A 19,371-nucleotide genomic window follows, 5' to 3' on the forward strand; every position below is an offset into this window, starting at 1 on the left:
AGGGCCTTACGAGCCAGGAATCATCCAGTCGGCCACAAGCGCGTGGCACGGTTAATGGCCGAGGAGCGAATCCAGGGCAAGACCAAAGGCCGATTCCGACCCAAGTCCTCTGGCGGCTCATCTCAGCTCGNCCCCAACCTGCTGGATCGGCAATTTGCCCCCGGAACCGGACCGACGGCGTGGGTCGGGGATATCACGTATGTCCCCACCCGCCAGGGATGGCTGCATCTGGCCGTGGTCATCAGCGTCCAGACCCGGCAGGTGCTGGGCTACAGCGTTTCCAAGCGTCTGACTGAAGAACTGGTGGTGAAAGCATTTGCCAATGCTTGGGCTCTGCATCCACAACGACCCGGCCTGATCTTCCATTCAGATCGTGGTGGGCAGTACTGGGGAAACGAGTTTCGCCAGCTGCTGCAGTCCCATGGCGTGGTCCAAAGCATGAGCCGGCCTGGCAATTGCTGGGACAACGCGGTGGCCGAGAGCTTCTTTGCGACGCTCAAGACAGAAGAGGCTGCCGAGCCTTACGCCAGTAGGGAACAAGCCAGCCAGTCCATCGCTGCTTACATCCACGGATTCTACAATCCAGCCCGGCTACACTCGGCGCTGGGCTACCACTCGCCTAACAACTACGCCCGGCAGCTCCGGGCTGCCGCCTGAAACGGCTTCATGGCGTCCGTTTTCAGGGGGCCAGATCANGAGTTTCGCCAGCTGCTGCAGTCCCATGGCGTGGTCCAAAGCATGAGCCGGCCTGGCAATTGCTGGGACAACGCGGTGGCCGAGAGCTTCTTTGCGACGCTCAAGACAGAAGAGGCTGCCGAGCCTTACGCCAGTAGGGAACAAGCCAGCCAGTCCATCGCTGCTTACATCCACGGATTCTACAATCCAGCCCGGCTACACTCGGCGCTGGGCTACCACTCGCCTAACAACTACGCCCGGCAGCTCCGGGCTGCCGCCTGAAACGGCTTCATGGCGTCCGTTTTCAGGGGGCCAGATCACACGCCCCCGCAACCTCACCCCTCCCCACCTTCGACACTCTCCCGGCGCATCCGGTGGATCCACGCCATGCGTGGATGATGGTCATTCCCAGCGACCAGGGCGCCCGACGATGATCATCTGCGGCCAAACCAGATGGTCTTCTGTATCCAGCCTGCGCCGCCCATGCAGCCCATGAAGTGCTCGTGATTCTCCTTGGCGTTGACGTCCACGGTGTGGCGCTCGGTCTTTGGCATCAGCATCTTCTTGTATTTGCCATCCACGTCGCATGTCTCGCCTTCCTTGCAGACGGTCAGCACCCCGATCTCCTCGGTGCGCTCGACAACGTCCATCTTCTCCGGCCACTTCTCGTTGGCCTCTGCCCTGCAGCGCCACCGCGACTCATCCAGCGGATCAGCATGATCACTGAAGCGGGCCCATTCGGTCGCACAACCGCCGGTCAACAGCGCAAGCCCCGCAGCAACGGCCATTCGCATACACGTAGCCACCTCCATCATCACTTCTCGATTTCCGGTCGCAGCACGCGCTCGTACTTTCCATCCACGTCGTACGTGTTCTTGTCCTGCCCCCTGCTCGTCTCCAGCCTCAACGCCTGAACGGTTCGCAGAGCCAGATCATTCTCCGCTGGCCCCTGTTGCCTCGACTCCGTTGAGCAGCAACCGGTCGAGCCCCTGTCGTCCGCTGCGCCGGCCCCGCCTAGCGGCGATTGAACCAGATGAGCTGCTGCTGCCAGCCGGCACCGGCCATGCAGGCATTGAACTCGCTGCTGCGGTCGGACGCATTGACGTCCACGATGTAACTCTCCTCTTTCGGCATGGGTACCATGTTGTACTTGCCGTCAATGGCGCAGACTTCATCAAGCCTGCAGGGCACCTTGCGGTCTTCGTAGACGGTGCGCGTGGCCACTTCATTCCTGACCGGCCAGTGATCGTCGGCCTGCGCCCTGCAACTCGAATGGGCGGGGCCGAATGACCGCGCACCCGCATCCATCTTCACCCATTCCATCGTGCAGCCACTGCTGGCAAGCATGATGCCAATCGCCCCCATCATCCCCATCGCGCGCGCGATCATCGAAGTACTCCTTTCCTTGGCGCTCGCCGGAACTTCTGCGGCAATCCGATGATGTTTCGCGGCAAGAGGGCTGTCCACGACCGGAATCGCTTCCAGCGGGAGCGCTGCCGCCCCCATTCAGCCAGCGCTGTGCTTGCCTCGATCCAACCCCTGCGCGCCGCCTGCCAGCACACCGCTTCGCGTTGCCCACGCAGCAGGCAGGCGGTACCCGCGCGGGCCCAGCATCGGGCCGGATCACGTAAAATGCCGTCCATGGACACCCCCACCTTCCCCTACGACACCGCCCGCCTGGGCGAACTGGCCCAGCTGCTGATCGACAACGTCCGCGAACTGGCCCAGGCCGGCTGGACCCCGGCCACCAGCAGCAACTTCTCCCACCGCCTGGATGACCGCCACGCCGCGATCACCGTCTCGGGCAAGGACAAGGGCCGCCTGATCGAGGACGACATCATGGTGGTGGACTTCGATGGCAAGGCCGTCGGCCGCCCGCTGCGCCCCTCCGCCGAAACCCTGCTGCACACCCAGCTGTACCGCCGCTTCCCGGAAATCGGCTGCGTACTGCACACCCATTCGCCGGTGCAGACCATTGCCTCGCGCCTGTACGCGCCGCAGGGTCATGTGCACCTGGAAGGCTACGAACTGCTGAAGGCCTTCGCCGGCAACAGCACCCACGAGATGGCCATCGACGTGCCGGTATTCGCCAACACCCAGGACATGAACGTGCTTTCGAAGCAGGTCGATGATCTGCTCGACCGCCAGAACCTGTGGGGCTACCTGATCGACGGCCACGGCCTGTACGCCTGGGGCCGCGACATGGCCGAAGCGCGCCGTCATCTGGAAGCCTTCGAATTCCTGTTCCACTGCGAACTGGAACTGCGCAAGCTGCGCGGCTGAACCCGCGCGCAGGTGCAGATGCCGATCCGGAATCTGCACCCCGCCCCCGCCCTGCTACCCTGTCTTCCCCCCCGAGACGTTCAAGCTGCCGCCATGAGCCGACTGCGCATCTACGACGACACCCGCCCCGAATCGCCGCTGTTGGACACCCAGGACGGCGCGGTCATTGCTGCCGAACTGCAGAAGATCGGCGTCACCTTCGAGCGCTGGCAGGCCACCGCGCCAGTCGCGCCGGGCGCCAGCCAGGAGGAAGTGTTCGCTGCCTACCGTGCGGACATCGACCGCCTGGTCGCCGAGCGCGGCTTCAAGAGCGTGGACGTCGCCTCGATCGCCCCGGACAACCCGAACCGCGCCGAGCTGCGGAAGAAGTTCCTCGACGAGCACTTCCACAAGGAAGACGAGGTGCGCTTCTTCGTCGCAGGCTCCGGCCTGTTCACCCTGCACGTGGGTGACAAGGTCTATGAGATCGAGTGCGTGAAGGACGACCTGATCGCCGTGCCCGATGGCACCACCCACTGGTTCGACATGGGCGATGAACCGAGCTTCGTGGCGATCCGCTTCTTCACCGAGCCGGACGGCTGGGTGGGTCATTTCACCGGCACCGACATCGCGCAGAAGTTCCCCCGTTACGTACCTACCCAGGCGTCCTGATCCATGCAGCCCCGCGTCATCCTGACCGACATCGAAGGCACCACCAGCAGCATCTCGTTCGTCAAGAACGTGCTGTTCCCCTATGCCCGCAAGGCCTTGCCGGCGTTCGTCGCCGAACATGGCCAGCAGCCGGAGGTCCGCCGCTGGCTGGACGCGGTGGCTACCGAGATCGGCGGCGCCTGCCAGGACAGCCTGGTGGCCGAGACCCTGCAGGGCTGGATCGACCAGGACCGCAAGCACACCGCACTGAAGGCGCTGCAGGGCCTGATCTGGGATGAAGGCTACCGCCGCGGCGACTACACCGCGCACTTCTACCCGGAAGTGGCGCCGGTGCTGAAAGGCTGGCATGCCGCCGGCCTGCCGCTGTACGTGTACTCCTCCGGCTCGGTGCCGGCGCAGAAGCTGTTCTTCGGTTTCAGCGATGCCGGTGACCTCAGCCCGCTGGTGTCGGGCTGGTTCGATACCGAGATCGGTGGCAAGCGCGAGGCCGACAGCTACCGCCGCATCGTGCAGGCGATCGGCGTGCCGGCCGGCGAGATCGTGTTCCTGTCCGATGTGGTGGAGGAATTGGACGCCGCCCGCGAAGCCGGCCTGCAGACCCGCCTGATCGATCGCCTGGATGATTACCCGATGCCGCGCATCGGCCAGGCCGCCAACGGCCATGAACGGGTCGAGAACTTCCAGCAGATCCAGCTGTAAAGAAGAGAGGTGTGCGGACCAACGGTCCGCACCTACCCGGCTCCGCTTCTGGTGGATGCCAACCGAGGTTGGCACCTACCAAAGCAGGATGCGCCGCCCTCAACGATCGTTGAGGGTCTTCAGCTTCATTGCTTCGCGCAGGGTCGTCAGGTCCACCGGGCCACGCACCGCGATATCGCGGGTTTCGCCGGGCAGCAGGTCCAGCAGGTTGTCTTCGACCTGCACATCCAGCGCGCCGAAATCGATCCACGTCGCGCGCACGTAAGCCGCGCTGTCCAGCCGCAGTCGATAGTGATCGCCTTCGATGGACAGGGTGGCCTTCAGCTTCTGCCGCGGCAACACCTGGTCTTTGGCTTCGACGAATCCGACGATCTGGCGGGCACTGACCGCCCCGTTCTGCAGCAGCTCGAACACGGCCACCGTGCGCTTCGGATCGGCACCGGCCAGCAGCTCGGCATCGCGGAAATCACCGATCGAGGTGACGCCCGCCGCCGTCAACGCCACCGCGTCCTCGCGACGACGCAGCACCTTGCCATCCACATCCATCACCCGCAGCCGCCAACGTGCATCTGCGGCAGCGCCATCATTGATCAGGCGCACCCGCGTACTGCCCTCATCACGCAATGCCGCCAGCGTGACCGGCGCGAAGAAGCGCCGCGCGGCGTAGTGCAGCGCCTTCCAGCGACCGAAGTAGTCCACGCTGGACCATGAAGCACCCGGCCAGACGTCGTTGAGCTGCCAGTACAGCGAGCCCATCGTGTACGGCCGCGAGGCGCGATGGTGCAACGCGGCCAGCGCGATGCCATCGGCCTGCATCACCTGGCTGAGGTAGACGAAGTCCTCGAAGTCCTTCGGCGTGCCGTAGCCCAGTTCGATGTAGTGCAGCAGGCGGCTGTTGCCATCGCCGGCCATGAATTTCTGGTGCGCGCGGATCACCGGGCTGTCGATGCGCTGCTCGGCGCGGGTGGCGATCTGGTCCACGGTGGCCACCGACGGCCATGCCTGCAGGCCGTACTCGGACATGAAGCGCGGCGTCTCGCGCAGGTAAGCCTGCACCGGCAGCGCCGGATTGCCCCAGACCTGCCAGTAGTGCTTGTCGCCACGGGTCGAGTCGTTCGCCTTTTCGCCCAGGTCGTTACTGGGCGAGCTGGACCAGTACGGCACGCCCAAGCCCTCCTCACCCACTACCTGGCGCAGGTCGTTGCCGAACAGATCGACGTAACCCTGCCAGACCTTTGCCGCAAACGCCGGGTCGGCCGCCTTCAGGTCACGGCCGTGGCCCCAGTCCTTCCAGGCGGTTTCTTCCTCATTGTTGCCACACCACAGCACGATGCTGGGGTGATGGCGCAGCCGGCGCACGTTGTCGCGCGCCTCGGCCACCACGCTGGCACGGAAGGCCGGATCGTAGCCCGGCTGCATGCCACCACCGAACATGAAGTCCTGCCAGACCAGCAGGCCCAGTTCGTCGGCGATGTCGAAGAACGCATCGTCCTCGTAGTAGCCGCCACCCCAATTGCGCAGCATGTTCATGTTGGCGTCGCGTGCGGCGGTCAGCACCTGGCGCAGGCGCGCGGCGTCGACCCGTGCGGGGAAGGCATCGAACGGAATGACGTTGGCGCCCTTTGCGAAGATCTCCACGCCGTTGATGACGAAGGCAATGCCCTGCCCGCCCTTGCCGTCTTCCTCGCGGCGCAGTTCAACCGTGCGCAGGCCGATGCGCTGCTCGCGCACCAGCGCTGCATCGGCGCCATCATCCAGGCGCGCCTGCACGGTGTAGCGGTCCTGTGCACCGTGGCCGACCGGCCACCAGCGCTGCGGCTTGGCCAGTTCGACCGGTACTTCGACAGCGTTCTGGCCGGGCTTCAGCAGCACCGTGCGCTGCACCTGGGCCACGCTGCGACCCTGCGGATCGCGCACATCGACATGGACCACCGCAGAACCGGCAGCGTTACCCTGCTCCACCTGCAGCAATACCGCCAGCTTCGCCTGCTCCGCGCTCAATGCATCGGTACGCACGGCAAGATCGGTCAGGCGGTGCGCATCCCAGGCCTGCAGGTCGACCCCGCGCCACACGCCGGCGGTGACATAGCGCGGGCCCCAGTCCCAGCCGAAGTGATAGGCCGGCTTGCGCGCGAAGTTGCCGACCATCGCGTCCTTGGGCTCATCGCCATGGGGCGAAGGATAGTTGCCGGCGATCTTGTGCCGCATCGCCTGCACACCCGGCAAAAGCGTGCGGATCGGTGAGCGAAACACGATCTGCAGTTCATTGCCGCTCGCGCGCAGGCGCCCTTCCACGCGCGCACGCCAGGTGCGGTGCGCATTGTCCGCGCGCAGCAGCGGCCTGCCGTTGAGGCTGACTTCGGCATAGGTATCCAGCCCGTCGAAGCGCAGCTCGGCATTGGGCTTGGCCAATGTCGCCGCATGCACGTCGAAGCGGGCGCGGTACTCCCAGGCAGCCAGGCCGATCCATTGCAGCTCGGCCTCAGACGCACCGACGTACGGATCGCGGATCAGCCCGTGGGCCAGCAGGTCGGTGTGCACGCTGCCCGGCACCTTCGCCGCACGCCACTGCTGCAGGCCCGGGTGGGCGGCGCCCTGCGCATCGCCGGGCAGCATGCGGAATTCCCATCGCGCCTGCAGCGGGGCTGCAGCTGCCGGGAAGGCGGAGGCTGCGATCAGCAGCAGGAGCAGACGGACAACGAGGGAAAGACGATGCACGCGGAGCTCCTGTTTTTCCGCCGGGCGTCGCCCGGCGCTACCGATTCCGGATTGCCAGGCATGGCCTGGCATTACTGCATTCAAACGATCTTCAGCGCACCACGTTCAACACTTCGTAGCACGCGCCCATGGTGTGGTAATCCACCTTGCCGGCCGGGCTCTTCTCGTCGCTGTACTTGCGGTTGTCAGCATCGAGGATGCGGAACCAGGCACCGTACTGGTGGTCGACGAAGTGCTCCCACGAGTACGCCCAGATGCGCTCGTACCACTGCCAGTAGCGGTCATCGCCGGTGCGCTTGGCCATCAGTGCGGCGGTGGCCAGCGTTTCGGCCTGCACCCAGAAATACTTGTCGTCGTCGCAGACGAAGCTGTCGCCACCGATCGGCGCACCGTTCATGCCCGGCTGTCGGCGCGTTTCCGGTGCGAAACCGTAGTACAAGCCACCGCGCGCTTCGTCCCAGCTGCGCGCCACAGCCACATCGAACAGGTGCTGCGCGGTCGGCACCAGCCAGTCGGCCTGCACGTGGCGATCGAGGATCAGCAACAGCTTGGCCCATTCGGTCTGGTGGCCGGGCTGGAAGCCCCATGGGCGGAACAGGTGCTTGGGGTCGTCCAGGTTGTAGTCCCAGTCGATCTCCCAGTTCTCATCGTAGTGCTCCCAGACCAGCCCGCCGGCCTTGGCCGCCTGGCGGCGGGTCATGTTGTCGGCCAGCTGCAGCGCACGCTGGACATAGCGCTGCTCGCCACTGGCCTCGAACGCCGCCAGCATCGCCTCGCACATGTGCATGTTGGCGTTCTGGCCGCGATAGCCGGTGAAGTTCCACTGGCCATCGGCCTCGTCCTTGTACAGGCCGTGCTGTGGCTCCCAGAAGCGCGCTTCCAGCAGCTTCCAGGTTTCGTCCATCCACACACGCGCCTGTTCGATACCGGCCTTCAGCGCGCAACTGTAGGCCAGCAGCACGAACGCCACGCCGTAGCAGTGGTTCATGTCGTCCTCGACCTTGCCATCACGCAGGGTCCAGGCGTAGCCACCGGTGGCCGGGTTGCGGTGCACCTCGCGCAGGTAGCGCACGCCGTGCTCGACCGCCTCGCGGTATTCAGCATTGCCGAATTCGCGGTAGGCCATCGCGTAGTTGAAGACGAAGCGCGTGCTGCTCACCAGGTGGCGGTGGCTGGCATCGTAGACGCTGCCGTCATCCCGGAAGTAGTGGAAGAAGCCGCCGTCCGGATCGATGCAGCGCGGATGGTAGAACGCCATGGTATCGGCGATGTGCGCGCGCAGGAACGCGGGCGAACGGAAATCGGGCGAGGTGCTCATGCGGTAATGTCCTGGGCCTGCAGCAGCTGCTGCACTTCATCGAGCGAGGGCATTGCGGCGAACGCGCCCTTGCGGGTAACAGCCAGCGCCCCCACGGCGGCGCCGAAACGCAGCGTGGCGGTGATCGCCTCCGGGTCCTGGCAGAACGCAGCGAAACCAGCGCCCGCCCCACCGCGCTCCAGCAGGCCGACCAGCACGCCACCGACGAAGGCATCGCCCGCCGCCGTGGTGTCGACCGTGGCCACGCGGAAACTGGTGACCGTGCCGTGGTTGTCGCGGGTGTACCAGTGCAGCGTGGCCGCACCATCGGTGACGATCACCCAGCGCGCCTGCGCGGCCAGCAGGCGCCGCAGCACCGTCGCCTCGCCGTCATTGCCCATCGGCGCGGCCAGGTAGTCCAGCTCCTCGCGCGACAGCTTCACCAGATCGGCGCGTTCCAGCGCCTGCCACAGGCGCGGCGTCGGATCCTCGTTCGCCGGCCACAGCGCGGGACGCAGGTTCAGATCGAGGCTGACCACCGCGTCGGCCGCACGTGCACGGTCCATGCCGGCAAAGGTCGCCTCGGCGATGCCCGGCTCGGTCAGGCTGTTGGAGCAGACGTGGAAGCACTGCGCGCTGTCGAGGCAGGCGGCCTGGAAATCGCTGTCACGGAACAGCAGGTCGGCGGCCGGCGGGCGGTAGAAGCTGAAGCTGCGCTCGCCACTGGCGTCGAGGGCGACGAAGGCCAGCGCGGTCTTCGCCGCATCGGTACGCACGATGTAATCCGTGCCCACGCCGTGCTCGACCAGGCTGTCGGCCAGGAAGTCACCGAACATGTCACGGCCGAGCATGCCGACGAACTGGGTCTTCGCGCCCAGCCGCGCAGCGGCCACGGCAACGTTGGCCGGCGCCCCGCCGGCGTACTGCAGGAACGCCCGCGGCGTATCGGCCGAGGCCGGCGGCTGCGCTAGTAGATCGATCAAAATTTCGCCGAAGCAAACGATGGAACCCATTCCGGACTCAGCCTCCCTGCGTTGCGGAAGCCGGCGTACGTGCGCCGACCAGTCCGTAGAAAATGATGTAGCCGTAGCACAGCAGCGGCAGGATGAAGCTGGCCTGCACACCGATGTGGTCGGCCAGCACGCCCTGCAGGTACGGCACCACCGCACCGCCGACGATGGCCATGATCAGCAGGCTGGAGCCCTTGTTGGTCAGCGGGCCCAGGCGCTCGATGCTCAGCGCGAAGATGGTCGGGAACATGATCGAATTGAACAGGCCGATCGCCACCACCGAGTACAGCGCGATGTTGCCGGAGGTCAGCATGGTCGTGACCAGCAGCCCCACGTTGACCAGCGCGAAGATCGCCAGCAGGCGGCTGGGCGAGAAGCGCGCCAGCAGCGCCGAGCCGGCGAAGCGGCCGATCATCGCCATCGTCCAGTAGGCCGACACGTAATGCGTGGCTTCCTGCTCGCTGAAGCCGCCGATGTTGGGCATCGACAGGTAGTTGACCAGGAAGCTGCCGATCGAAACTTCGGCACCGACGTAGAAGAAGATGCCCAGCACACCCAGCAGCAGGTGGCGCTTGCGCAGCGCATCCAGGTAGCTGTGGTGGTGGCCCTGGTCGGCCTGCTCGGTGGCGTCGCTCAGTGCCGGCAGGCGGAACAGGTATACGAACAGCGCCAGCAGCACCAGCGCAACGGCCAGCCCCACGTACGGGCCCTGCACGGCCTGCGCCTCGGCGGCACGGTAGGCCAGCTGTTCGGCGGCCGGCAGTGCCGCGATGTCATCGGCACTCTTCACCGTGTTGGACAGGATCAGCATGCCGCCGAAGATCGGGGCGATGGCCGTGCCCAGCGAGTTCAGCGCCTGCGCCAGGGTCAGGCGGCTGGAGCTGGTCTGCTCCGGGCCCAGCAGCGCGACGTAGGGATTGGCAGCGACCTGCAGCACGGTAATGCCCGTGGCCAGAACGAACAGTGCGCCCAGGAAGGCGCCATACACGCGCAGCTCGGCCGCCGGCCAGAAGCCCAGCGCACCGATACCGGCAATCACCAGGCCGGCCACGATGCCCTTCTTGTAGCCCAGCGCCGCCACCAGGCGACCTGCCGGCAGCGACATCAGGAAATAGGTGCCGAAGAACGTGAACTGCACCAGCATCGCCTTGGCGTAGTTCAGCTCGAACACCGCCTTCAGGTGCGGGATCAGGATGTCATTGAGGCAGGTCAGGAAGCCCCACATGAAGAAGATCGTGGTGACCACGGCCAGCGCCTTGCCGTTGGTGACGGCGGGTGCGTTGCCCGAAGAACCCGATGGACGGGGCGTTGCGGAGATCGGCATGCGGTACGCGCCTCGATGCGCGGAAGGTCGTTGTTGCGTGGAAGGGGTGTATGGAAGAAATCAGTTCGGTCGTGCGGCACTGCTTTCGCGGATGCGCAACTGCACCGGCGCGACCGTGCGCCGTGGCGGCGCGTCCGGTTCGTCCAGTCGTTGCAGCAGCAGCGCCGCAGCTTGCCGGCCCCGCTCGCGCGGATCGGCGGTGAGCGTGGTCAACGGCGGCACCGCCACCGCAGCCTCGGAAATATCGTCGAAGCCGGTAACGGCAAAGTCACCGCCCGGACGGATGCCCCGTGAATTCAAGCCCAGCATCAGGCCCAGCGCGACGGTGTCGTTGTAGCAGACCGCCGCACTCGGGCGATGGCCATCGGCAAACAGCTCATCGGTGCGCGCAGCGGCTTCCAGACGGTTCGGCGCCGACTCGATCATCCAGCCCGGCGGCAGCGACAGACCGGCCTCGGCCAGCGCCTGCTGGAAACCGGCACGGCGCTGGTGGCACGAGCTCGATGCAGCGTGGCCGCCGAAGAAGGCGATCTGGCGATGGCCGCGCTCGATCAGGTGACGCGTGGCCAGGTAGGCGCCGTGCTGGTTGTCGAGGGTGAGGAAATCCCAGTCAGCCCCTTCAAGCTCGCGGTTGAACAGCAGCACGTTGGCATTGGCGCCCAACGCCTGCCGCAACTGCGCGGTATCGCTGCCCTCGGCCGGTGACAGGATCAGGCCGGCCGGGGTGTGCTCCATCAGCGTGGACAGCACCGCCTGCTGGCGCTCCGGCGATTCACCGGTACTGCCCAGCAGGGTCACGTAACCGCGTCCACCCAGCGCCTCGTCCACACCGGAGGCGAACTCGGCGAAGAACGGGTTGGACAGATCGTTGATCACCAGCGCGATGCTTGATGACGTGCGCCGGCGCAGGTTGGCCGCCGCGCGGTTGTAGACATAACGCTGGCGGCGCAGTTCGGCCTCGACCTTGGCGCGGGTATCGACGTTGACCAGCGGGCTGCCGCGCAACACCAGCGACACGGTCGCCCGTGACACGCCGATGGCACGCGCGATGTCGGTCACCGTCACTGCCTTGCCGGCGCGCTTGCTGGGACTGCTGCCGTTGTCGTTCATCGTCTTCCCGGACTCCGCTGGAGGCTCAAGCCTAATGGATCAGGGCCGTGTCGTGCCGTGCCGTTCGCTGGGTCACCGCGAACGGCACAGTCCGGCTCAGCGCAGCTGGCTGCCCGGTGCCGCGCACCAGGACACCGGCAGGTCCTTCACCGCCGTACCCCAGCCCTGCTCCGGCGCCTTCGCGTCAAGCGCGAACTGCAGGCGCGGGCCCTGCTGCAGCTGGTTCCAGTCCAGCCAGACCGGCGCATGCGCCTGTCCATCGACCTGCACGCCCTGAACGTACTGCAAGCGGCGGCCATCGGCACCCGGCGCGTGGATGCGCAGCGTCCGGCCATTGCCCATGTCCAGTTCCACCTTGCTGAAGCGCGGGGTGTGCAGCAGGAACTGGCCGCTGCCCGGCACCGCCGGATAAACGCCGATGGCGCTGAAGAGATACCAGGCCGACATCGTGCCGAGGTCGTCGTTGCCGGTCACGCCATTGGGCGCATTGGTGAACAACTGCTGCGCGGCACGCACCACGGCCGCGGTCTTCCACGGCTGGCCGATCAGCGTGTACAGCCACGGCGAGTGCAGGTCCGGCTCGTTGTTCGGGTTGTAGCGGAACTGGTTGTAGTAGCTGTACGGCCCGACCACCCACTCCTTGCGGGCGGCATTGAGCGGATCGGCCTGCAGCGCGTCCATCGCGAAGAACGCGTCGAGGCGGCGGCCGGCCTGTTCGCGGCCCTGCATCGCTTCGACCAGCCCCGGCACGTCCTGCTGCGCCAGCCACTGGTACTGCCACGCCGTGCCTTCATGGAAACCGTGGTGCGAACGCGGACTGTAGTGGCCATCGGCCGGGGTGTACCACTGGCCATCCTCGGTGCGCGGGCGCGGGAAACCGTTAAAGCCGGTCTCGGCGTCGCGCACCTGCGGGTCCCACACCTTGCGCCAGTTGCGGCCGCGCTCACGCAGCGTCGCCGCGTCCTGCGCATGGCCGAGGCCATCGGCCATCTGCGAAAGCGCACAGTCGGCCAGTGCGTATTCCAAGGTCGCCGAACCGCCGTGGTGCGGATCGACGTCCATGCCCTTGGACGGGAACGCGCGGTCGTAGACCACATAGCCCTTGTCCAGGTAGGTCGGGTTGCCGGAACGGCCGGCCATGCGTGAGTTCAGCGGCGGCGTGCCGAAGGCATTGCGGCGCAGCGCATCCCAGGCCTGCGATTCACGGCCCTTGAGCGCACCGAAGCGCCACAGGTCGACCATGAACGGGGTGACCGGATCGCCGGTCATGATGTTGGTCTCGAAGTTGGCATAGCCCCAGCGCGGCAGCCAGCCGCCCTGCTCGTCGATCGCCAGCAGGGTACGGCCGATGTCGCGCGCCACGTCCGGGCGGGTCAGTGCCAGCCACTGGTTCTGCGCGCGGTAGGTATCCCACAGCGAGAAGTACTCGTAGTAGGTCCAGCCATCGGCACGGTGGATGCCATCGTCATAGCCGCGGTAGCGGCCGTCAGCGTCGTTGCCGGTCATCGGCTGCAGCAGCGCGTGGTAGACCGCGCTGTAGAACACAGCGCGGTCGTCGGCGGTGCCGCCCTGCACGCGCACCCGGCCCAGCTGCTCGCGCCACGACTGCTGGGACAGCGCCCGCATCCGATCGAAACCGAGCAGCGCCCCGCCCTGCATGCCCTCCGCGCGCAGGTTGATGCGCGCGCCTTCGGCATCCACATGCGAGATCGCGCTGACCGCCGTTACCGACTGGCCCTTGGCCAGGTCGAAGCTGAGCCAGGCACCGTTCGGCTTCTGTTCGCCTTCCATGCTGTGACGCGCGCCCGGCAGGCCGCCGCCCTCGCCCCAGGTGCCATGCGCCTTGAACGGGCGGTCGAACTCGATGCGGAACCAGGTGGTGTACTGATGGCCGCCGCAGAAACTCTTGGTGACCAGCTTGCCCTCGACCACGCGGTCGCCGACCACGTCGACCACGCTGCCGATCACCGAGTGGCGTTCGTTGGCCTGGCCGACGTTGACCAGCACGTGGCCCTCGCCCTGGCGCTGGCTGAAGGTGTAGCGCTCGGCCGCGGCACGCGTACGCGCGGTGGCCTCGGCGTCGATGCCGCCGTAGCTGGTCAGGCGCACCTTGTAATAGCCGGCCTGGCCGATCTCGCCGTCGTGCGTGTACGAAGCGGCATAGGTCTTGTGGTTGAAGTTCTTGGCGTCAGCAGTATCGAAATCGCCGCCCGGACCGATGCTGCCGGTGACCGGCAGGATCGACACCTGCCCGCCCTGCTCCCAGCAACCGGCGCCGGAGATGAAGGAGTGACCGAAACCGCGGATCTTCTCGTCGTCGTAGCGCCAGCCCGAATAGTGGCTGCCGATCGGGCTGACCTGGATCAGGCCGAACGGTGCCGATGCGCCGGGGAAGGTATTGCCGTCGTCCTTGCTGCCGATGAAGGTGTTGACCTCGCGCTCCAGCGCAGCCGGTGCGGCCTGCAGCAGCATCGGCGACGCCGACAGGGCGAGCAGACAGACCAAGCGCGCCAGCGGGCGCGAGGTCGATGGGACAGCGGGAGCGGACGGCACTGGGCGCATGTCGGGTTCCTGTAGTCGATGACGCGGAGGCAGACGGCCGGGGCCGTCCGGCACCGTTCCGCTGAGCCCTGCCCTGACCTGCAGAGAGCTCCCCCTGGAATGACGCCCGACCCACCAGACCGTGGATTTAGATCGATTCAAGTAGAGCATGCGGATTCAGCCGAATGCATTCTGCGGCGCAGCATGAGAGGGGGTGTTCGGCAGGGCTGCGCCCTGCACCTGCCGAAGCCGAAGCAACAGCAAAAGCCGACTATCCGTGGGATGGCGGGGTGGGTCCGGTTTCGGGGGACGCTGCAAGTACGTCCATGTAAGCTCGATCGCCGCATCCATGCGGCTCACGCCCCCGCAACCGGACCCACCCCGCCTTCGACAGATTCCCGCGATCTGTGGATCCACGCCATGCGTGGATGAATCTCTGTCAGATAACGAAATCGATTGGGGTCAGATCCGTTTTCCAAAGGAAGACGGATCTGACCCCAGGACCCCATGTCGTTCCAGGACCAATCCAACCGTCACCGGGAAACTGTCGAAGGGGGGGCGGTGTCGGATTGCGGGGTGTCCGCGGCATGGATGCCGCGGCCAAGCCCCCATGGACGGGTTTACGGCGTCCCCGCAATCCGACACCGCCCCGCCCAACCCGCAGAAAACCAGAGCCGTTCTGGCTTTGGCTTTGGCCTTGGCGTCGAGCAGGTGCAGGGCGCAGCCCTGCCAACCCACCCTCCCCTGCGCACGAAAACGATTTCACTGTTTTCAGCAAACCGTCATTCCTTCGCCACGCCAGTACCATATTGCGGAGCAGCATGCGCCCACGGGCGACCCATGCTAAAAAACGCCCGCCCATCGCTTAGATCGATCCAAGACGACATTGCGATGGCCGGGAGTTGGGGGAGCGGCAACAGGACGTACCAGGCCACGCGCACGGTGCAAACTGCCACTGCATGGCGATAGCGACAATGTCACTTCAAATTAGATCGATTCAAGTTGTCCGTGCCACGTCACCGGATCAATCCAGGAGAGAGGGAGAGATGGGAATGAAGCATTCAACACGTACGCATGGCCAAGACGCATTGTCGCTGGCCGTCGCGCTGGCCCTGGCCGCCGCCGTCGCTCCGGCCGGCGCCGCCGCGCAGCAGGCAACCACCAGCGGCTCGCAGGAAGCCAACAACCTGGACAGCGTCCAGGTCACCGGCTACCGCTACGCCATCGAAAAGAGCCTTGAGCAGAAGCGCGACGCCAACGCCGTTGTCGAAGTGATCACCGCCGAGGACGTCGGCAAGTTCCCCGACAAGAACGTGGCCGACGCACTGCAGCGCGTGCCCGGCGTGGTCATCACCCGCAGCGGTGGTGAAGGCAAGAGTGTCAGCGTGCGCGGCCTTGCGCCGGACCTGACCCTGACCCAGTTGAATGGCAACTACGTGGCCACGTCGGAAACCAACGACGAAGCCACCCGTTCGTTCAACTACACCCTGCTGCCGTCGAACATGCTGTCCAGCGCCGAGCTGTTCAAGTCGCCGGAAGCACGCATCGACGAAGGCGGCATCGGCGGCACGGTCATCCTGCACACCCGCCGTCCGCTGGACATGGAGTCCAACTCGGGCTTCGTCACGCTCGAGGGCACCTCCTCCGATACCCACCACGATATCGACCCGCAGGCCTCGGCCCTGTATTCGTGGCACAGCAAGGATGAGCGTTTCGGCGTGCTGGTCGGCGTGACGCAGCAGAAGCGCACGACCCGTACCATGGAAGCCAGCACCGAGGACTACCAGTGGTACGGCGCCGGCAAGGCACGCGACGCCTATGGCAACGTGCAGCAGCAGGATGGCATCCACTACTGGTGGGGCAAGTCCGGTTTCAACAACCAGACCGGCGGCAACTACAGCGATTTCTTCATGCCGACCTCGGTCAACTTCGCCGTGAAGGAAGAAAAACGCGAGCGCAAGGGCGGCCAGCTGACCTTCCAGTTCAAGCCGGTCGACAACGTCACGATGACCGCCAACTACTTCCGCTTCGAGCTGCAGGGTGACTACACCCAGAACATGCTGAAGATTCCGGAATGGAGCATGGCCCGCTTCAACGGCGACGGAAACTGGGCCGGCGGCCGCCTGCTCAACGGCCTGGATTTCGACCCCAGCGGCAACACCGTCACCGGTGCCCAGTTCGAAAAGCTGGCCGGAAAGACCTACTACTGCAGCGAAGACCAGGCCAAGGCCGCCGGCCTCAAGCCCGGCGGCTGGGGTCCGGACGACTGCACGATTCCGACACCGCAGCTGACCGGTGGCTACAGCAAGGAAAAGGCGCTGTCGCAGACCGCCGACCTGACCATCGACTGGGACATCAGCCCGCTGTGGAAGGCCTCGTTCACCGGTGGCCGCACCTGGTCTGAAGGTGGTCCGTCGATGAACTTCCGCATGTCGGCCAAGCCGCGCCGCAAGGTCGGCAACGACTACCTGTCCGGTAACCAGTACAGCGCATGGGACCTGACCGGCACGCCGTCTGCCACCTTCTCGCCCGACCTGCAGCAGCAGTTGATGAACGGCATCGCCGAAGTCGACACCGGCTCGACCGATTCGTCGTGGAAGCGGACCGAGGTCAAGCAGAACTACTTCCAGGCCGACGTGACCAAGCTGTTCGAGTCCGGCTGGCTGGATTCGATCCAGTTCGGTGCCAAGTACCGTGATGGCAAGGTCCACCGCAACACCGGCAACACCTACTGGGTATGCCCGGGCCGTGACCCGGCCGACTATGACAACAGCCGCTACCAGAGTGGCTGCGATCCGACTGCCGGCGATGCGCAGCCCGGCTTCTTCCTGTCGAACCCGATCAGCAACATTGCCGGTGGCTTCAATGCCAACGTGTTCCCGGGCATCAACTACCCGGCGTACATCGACTATCTGAACAAGACCTACGGTGGTTCGCACAACCGTACCGAGGAAGACTTCGTCTACAACGTCAACGAGAAGATCTACTCCGGCTACTTCCAGGCCAACTTCCGCACCGAGCGCCTGCGCGGCAATGTCGGCGTGCGTGTGGTGCGCACCAAGCAGTTCGCGCAGTCTTCCGACTCGATCGAGAAGTTCAACGACTACTTCCTGGACAACGCGTCCGGCGCGCCGATGGCGTGCACCGATCCCGCCGCTGCGGCCTACCCGACCTACAGCTGCGAGAGCGGCTTCGTGCGCCTGCCGCATGACCTGGCACAGAGCAAGACCTACAGCCTGATCGGCGTGGACCGCACCTACACCGACGTGCTGCCGAGTTTCAACATTGCATGGGACATCACCGACACGCTGGTGCTGCGTGGTGCCGCATCGAAGGTGATCGCCCGCCCTGGCTACACCGACATCGCAGCACCGGGCGCACTGAGCTACTACAGCGAGGAGTACGTCAATGATCGCCGCGTTGCCGGTGGCGCATCGACCGCAGGCTGGGTCGGCCAGGGCAGCAACAAGCAGCTGGAGCCGTTCAAGGCCACCCAGTTCGACCTGGGCCTGGAGTGGTACTTCCAGCCGGGCGCGGTCGCCGGCGTCAGCCTGTTCCGCAAGAACGTGGACAACTTCACCCTGCCGGTGGTGCGCGACACGCCGATGGTCATCAACGGTGAAGCGGTGAACGTGCAGCGCTACGAGACCCAGGCCAATGGCCGCGATGGTGTGTCGCAGGGCGTCGAGCTGTATGGCCAGTACACCTTCGATTTCGGCTTCGGCGTGCAGGCCAACTACACCTACAACGACACCAACCTGGCTTCCATTGTTCTGGACGGGCAGGAAATCGGCTCCTCGCCGCTGGTCGGCAGCGCCAAGAACCAGGCCAACGTGACGGTCTTCTACGAGAACGACAAGTTCCTCGCGCGCGCCTCGTTCAACCGTCGCGGCCAGGTGGTCGGTGGGCTCAACAATGGCCTCACCGTCTACACCGAGCCGTATGACCAGCTGGACCTGAACGTGGCCTACAACCTGACCCCGGACTGGACACTGACCGCCTCGGTGATCAATGCCACCAAGTCCGAGCAGCGCGTGCACCTGGGAAGCGACACCAAGGCACGCCTGATCTCCAATACCTATGCAGGCCGCCAGCTGTACTTCGGCGCTACCTGGAAGTTCTAAGGCAACACCGGGTTGCCCGGGCGTGCCCCGGTGCAACCCACGCCCCGCCTTGGCGGGGACGTTCCTCCACGGCAGCCGCGCTGGTACAGGTGGCTGCCGTTTTTTTTGTCGGCGCCTTGCCTTTCGTTCAGCCCGGCGCTTGACCCTGACATCGTTGGAAGGTGCACACTGACTCTACCCCAAGAGCACCGAAGGAGCTACAGATGGAATTCCATGTCGATGGCATGACCTGCGGCGGCTGCGCGCGCAGCGTGACCCGTGCGATCCAGCAGATCGATCCCAACGCCAGCGTGGTCGCCGACCCGCCGACCGGCCTGGTCAAGGTGCAGACCACCGCATCGCAGGAAGACGTCTTCGCCGCAGTGAACGACGCAGGCTTCCCGCCGCGTACTGCCTGATCCCCTACCTCGTCTCACACAGGAAAGCCCGCCCGGTGCCGCTGCACCCGGCGGGCTTTTTCATGCGCGCGATATCGAGTCAATGCTTGTGCGTACGCCGCCGCACCGCACCGGTCTTCGCGGTATCGACCGGCACCGGCGTCTGATCGTCCTCACCCAGCCGCTGCAGGATCGGGCACTCCGGGCGCTCGTCGCCGGCACAACAACTGATCAGCGATTTCAGCGTGTCGGCCATCTGCCGCATGTGCTCGATGCGCTGTTCAAGATCGGCAATGTGCTGTTCGGCCAGGTGCTTCACGTCGGCACTGTGCCGCGAGGTGTCATTCCAGAGGCCCAGAAGATCAGTGATCTCGGCCACCTGGAAGCCGAGATCGCGCGCGCGGCGAATGAAGCGCAGACGGTGGATGTCCGCCTGCGAATACGCCCGGTAGCCCGACTCGGTTCTATCAGCAGCGGGAATCAGACCGATCTGTTCGTAGTAGCGGATCATCTTCGCCGACACGCTGGAGGCCTTGGCAGCTTCACCGATGTTCATGCGGAT

General features: G+C 65.5%; 15 protein-coding genes and 1 pseudogene. 7 read left to right on the plus strand and 9 right to left on the minus strand.

Going from position 1 to position 19,371, the window contains the following annotated elements; translation table 11 throughout:
* A partial coding sequence (locus JLDANKMP_RS14800; protein ID WP_212561514.1) for an IS3 family transposase occupies positions 1-657 on the plus strand: 657 nt, incomplete at its 5' end.
* A 42-nt stretch (positions 658-699) separates the two neighbouring features.
* Positions 700-957: pseudogene (locus tag JLDANKMP_RS14805) on the plus strand (integrase core domain-containing protein); the annotation flags it as partial.
* 152 nt (positions 958-1,109) lie between these two features.
* On the opposite strand, the gene JLDANKMP_RS14810 reads toward JLDANKMP_RS14805, so the two are convergent.
* Together JLDANKMP_RS14810 and JLDANKMP_RS14815 are read right to left on the minus strand one after the other, a co-directional pair.
* Positions 1,110-1,463, minus strand: coding sequence for a hypothetical protein (locus tag JLDANKMP_RS14810; protein ID WP_249336950.1), 354 nt, complete (start codon positions 1,461-1,463; stop codon positions 1,110-1,112).
* Between the two features lie 226 nt (positions 1,464-1,689).
* Positions 1,690-2,064 carry a hypothetical protein gene (locus JLDANKMP_RS14815; protein WP_032957971.1) on the minus strand — a complete coding sequence of 125 codons (375 nt, stop codon included), beginning with the start codon at positions 2,062-2,064 and terminating at the stop codon, positions 1,690-1,692.
* A gap of 252 nt (positions 2,065-2,316) precedes the next feature.
* Here JLDANKMP_RS14815 and JLDANKMP_RS14820 point away from each other — a divergent pair, with 252 nt between their 5' ends.
* The 3 genes from JLDANKMP_RS14820 to mtnC all read left to right on the plus strand — a co-directional run bounded on the left by JLDANKMP_RS14820 (position 2,317) and on the right by mtnC (position 4,308).
* Positions 2,317-2,958, plus strand: coding sequence for a methylthioribulose 1-phosphate dehydratase (locus JLDANKMP_RS14820; RefSeq protein WP_212561515.1), 642 nt, complete (start codon positions 2,317-2,319; stop codon positions 2,956-2,958).
* A 93-nt stretch (positions 2,959-3,051) separates the two neighbouring features.
* Positions 3,052-3,609: an acireductone dioxygenase gene (locus JLDANKMP_RS14825; protein ID WP_005409451.1), complete on the plus strand. Its 558-nt coding sequence runs from the start codon at positions 3,052-3,054 to the stop codon at positions 3,607-3,609.
* Positions 3,610-3,612: 3 nt separating this feature from the next.
* On the plus strand, positions 3,613-4,308 hold the full coding sequence (gene mtnC, locus JLDANKMP_RS14830; protein WP_012480050.1) for an acireductone synthase: 696 nt from the start codon (positions 3,613-3,615) through the stop codon (positions 4,306-4,308).
* 99 nt (positions 4,309-4,407) lie between these two features.
* Here the strand turns inward: mtnC and JLDANKMP_RS14835 are convergent, their stop codons facing one another.
* The 6 genes from JLDANKMP_RS14835 to JLDANKMP_RS14860 all read right to left on the minus strand — a co-directional run bounded on the left by JLDANKMP_RS14835 (position 4,408) and on the right by JLDANKMP_RS14860 (position 14,329).
* Complete coding sequence (locus JLDANKMP_RS14835; RefSeq protein ID WP_212561516.1) at positions 4,408-7,026, minus strand: glycoside hydrolase family 2 protein; 2,619 nt, start codon at positions 7,024-7,026, stop codon at positions 4,408-4,410.
* A 91-nt stretch (positions 7,027-7,117) separates the two neighbouring features.
* On the minus strand, positions 7,118-8,344 hold the full coding sequence (locus tag JLDANKMP_RS14840; RefSeq protein ID WP_212561517.1) for an AGE family epimerase/isomerase: 1,227 nt from the start codon (positions 8,342-8,344) through the stop codon (positions 7,118-7,120).
* Positions 8,341-9,336, minus strand: a complete 996-nt coding sequence (locus JLDANKMP_RS14845; RefSeq protein ID WP_212561518.1) for a carbohydrate kinase — start codon at positions 9,334-9,336, stop codon at positions 8,341-8,343. The genes JLDANKMP_RS14840 and JLDANKMP_RS14845 overlap by 4 nt, the downstream gene beginning before the upstream one ends.
* 7 nt (positions 9,337-9,343) lie before the next feature.
* On the minus strand, positions 9,344-10,657 hold the full coding sequence (fucP, locus tag JLDANKMP_RS14850; RefSeq protein WP_212561519.1) for an L-fucose:H+ symporter permease: 1,314 nt from the start codon (positions 10,655-10,657) through the stop codon (positions 9,344-9,346).
* Between the two features lie 60 nt (positions 10,658-10,717).
* Positions 10,718-11,767, minus strand: a complete 1,050-nt coding sequence (locus JLDANKMP_RS14855; RefSeq protein WP_049447170.1) for a LacI family DNA-binding transcriptional regulator — start codon at positions 11,765-11,767, stop codon at positions 10,718-10,720.
* A gap of 96 nt (positions 11,768-11,863) precedes the next feature.
* Positions 11,864-14,329 carry a GH92 family glycosyl hydrolase gene (locus JLDANKMP_RS14860; RefSeq protein ID WP_212561520.1) on the minus strand — a complete coding sequence of 822 codons (2,466 nt, stop codon included), beginning with the start codon at positions 14,327-14,329 and terminating at the stop codon, positions 11,864-11,866.
* A 1,025-nt stretch (positions 14,330-15,354) separates the two neighbouring features.
* Between JLDANKMP_RS14860 and JLDANKMP_RS14865 the strand changes: the two genes are divergently transcribed.
* Positions 15,355-18,432 (plus strand): TonB-dependent receptor, encoded by a 3,078-nt coding sequence (locus JLDANKMP_RS14865; RefSeq protein ID WP_212561521.1) that lies wholly within the window; start codon positions 15,355-15,357, stop codon positions 18,430-18,432.
* 203 nt (positions 18,433-18,635) lie between these two features.
* A complete protein-coding gene (locus JLDANKMP_RS14870) occupies positions 18,636-18,830 on the plus strand; it encodes a heavy-metal-associated domain-containing protein (protein WP_005409441.1) in 195 nt (64 codons plus the stop codon).
* A gap of 79 nt (positions 18,831-18,909) precedes the next feature.
* Here the strand turns inward: JLDANKMP_RS14870 and cueR are convergent, their stop codons facing one another.
* Positions 18,910-19,365, minus strand: coding sequence for a Cu(I)-responsive transcriptional regulator (cueR, locus tag JLDANKMP_RS14875; RefSeq protein ID WP_005409440.1), 456 nt, complete (start codon positions 19,363-19,365; stop codon positions 18,910-18,912).
* Positions 19,366-19,371: the final 6 nt, after the last annotated feature.

Origin of the sequence: Stenotrophomonas sp. PE591 (assembly GCF_018320795.1) — a bacterium.
GTDB lineage: Bacteria > Pseudomonadota > Gammaproteobacteria > Xanthomonadales > Xanthomonadaceae > Stenotrophomonas > Stenotrophomonas maltophilia.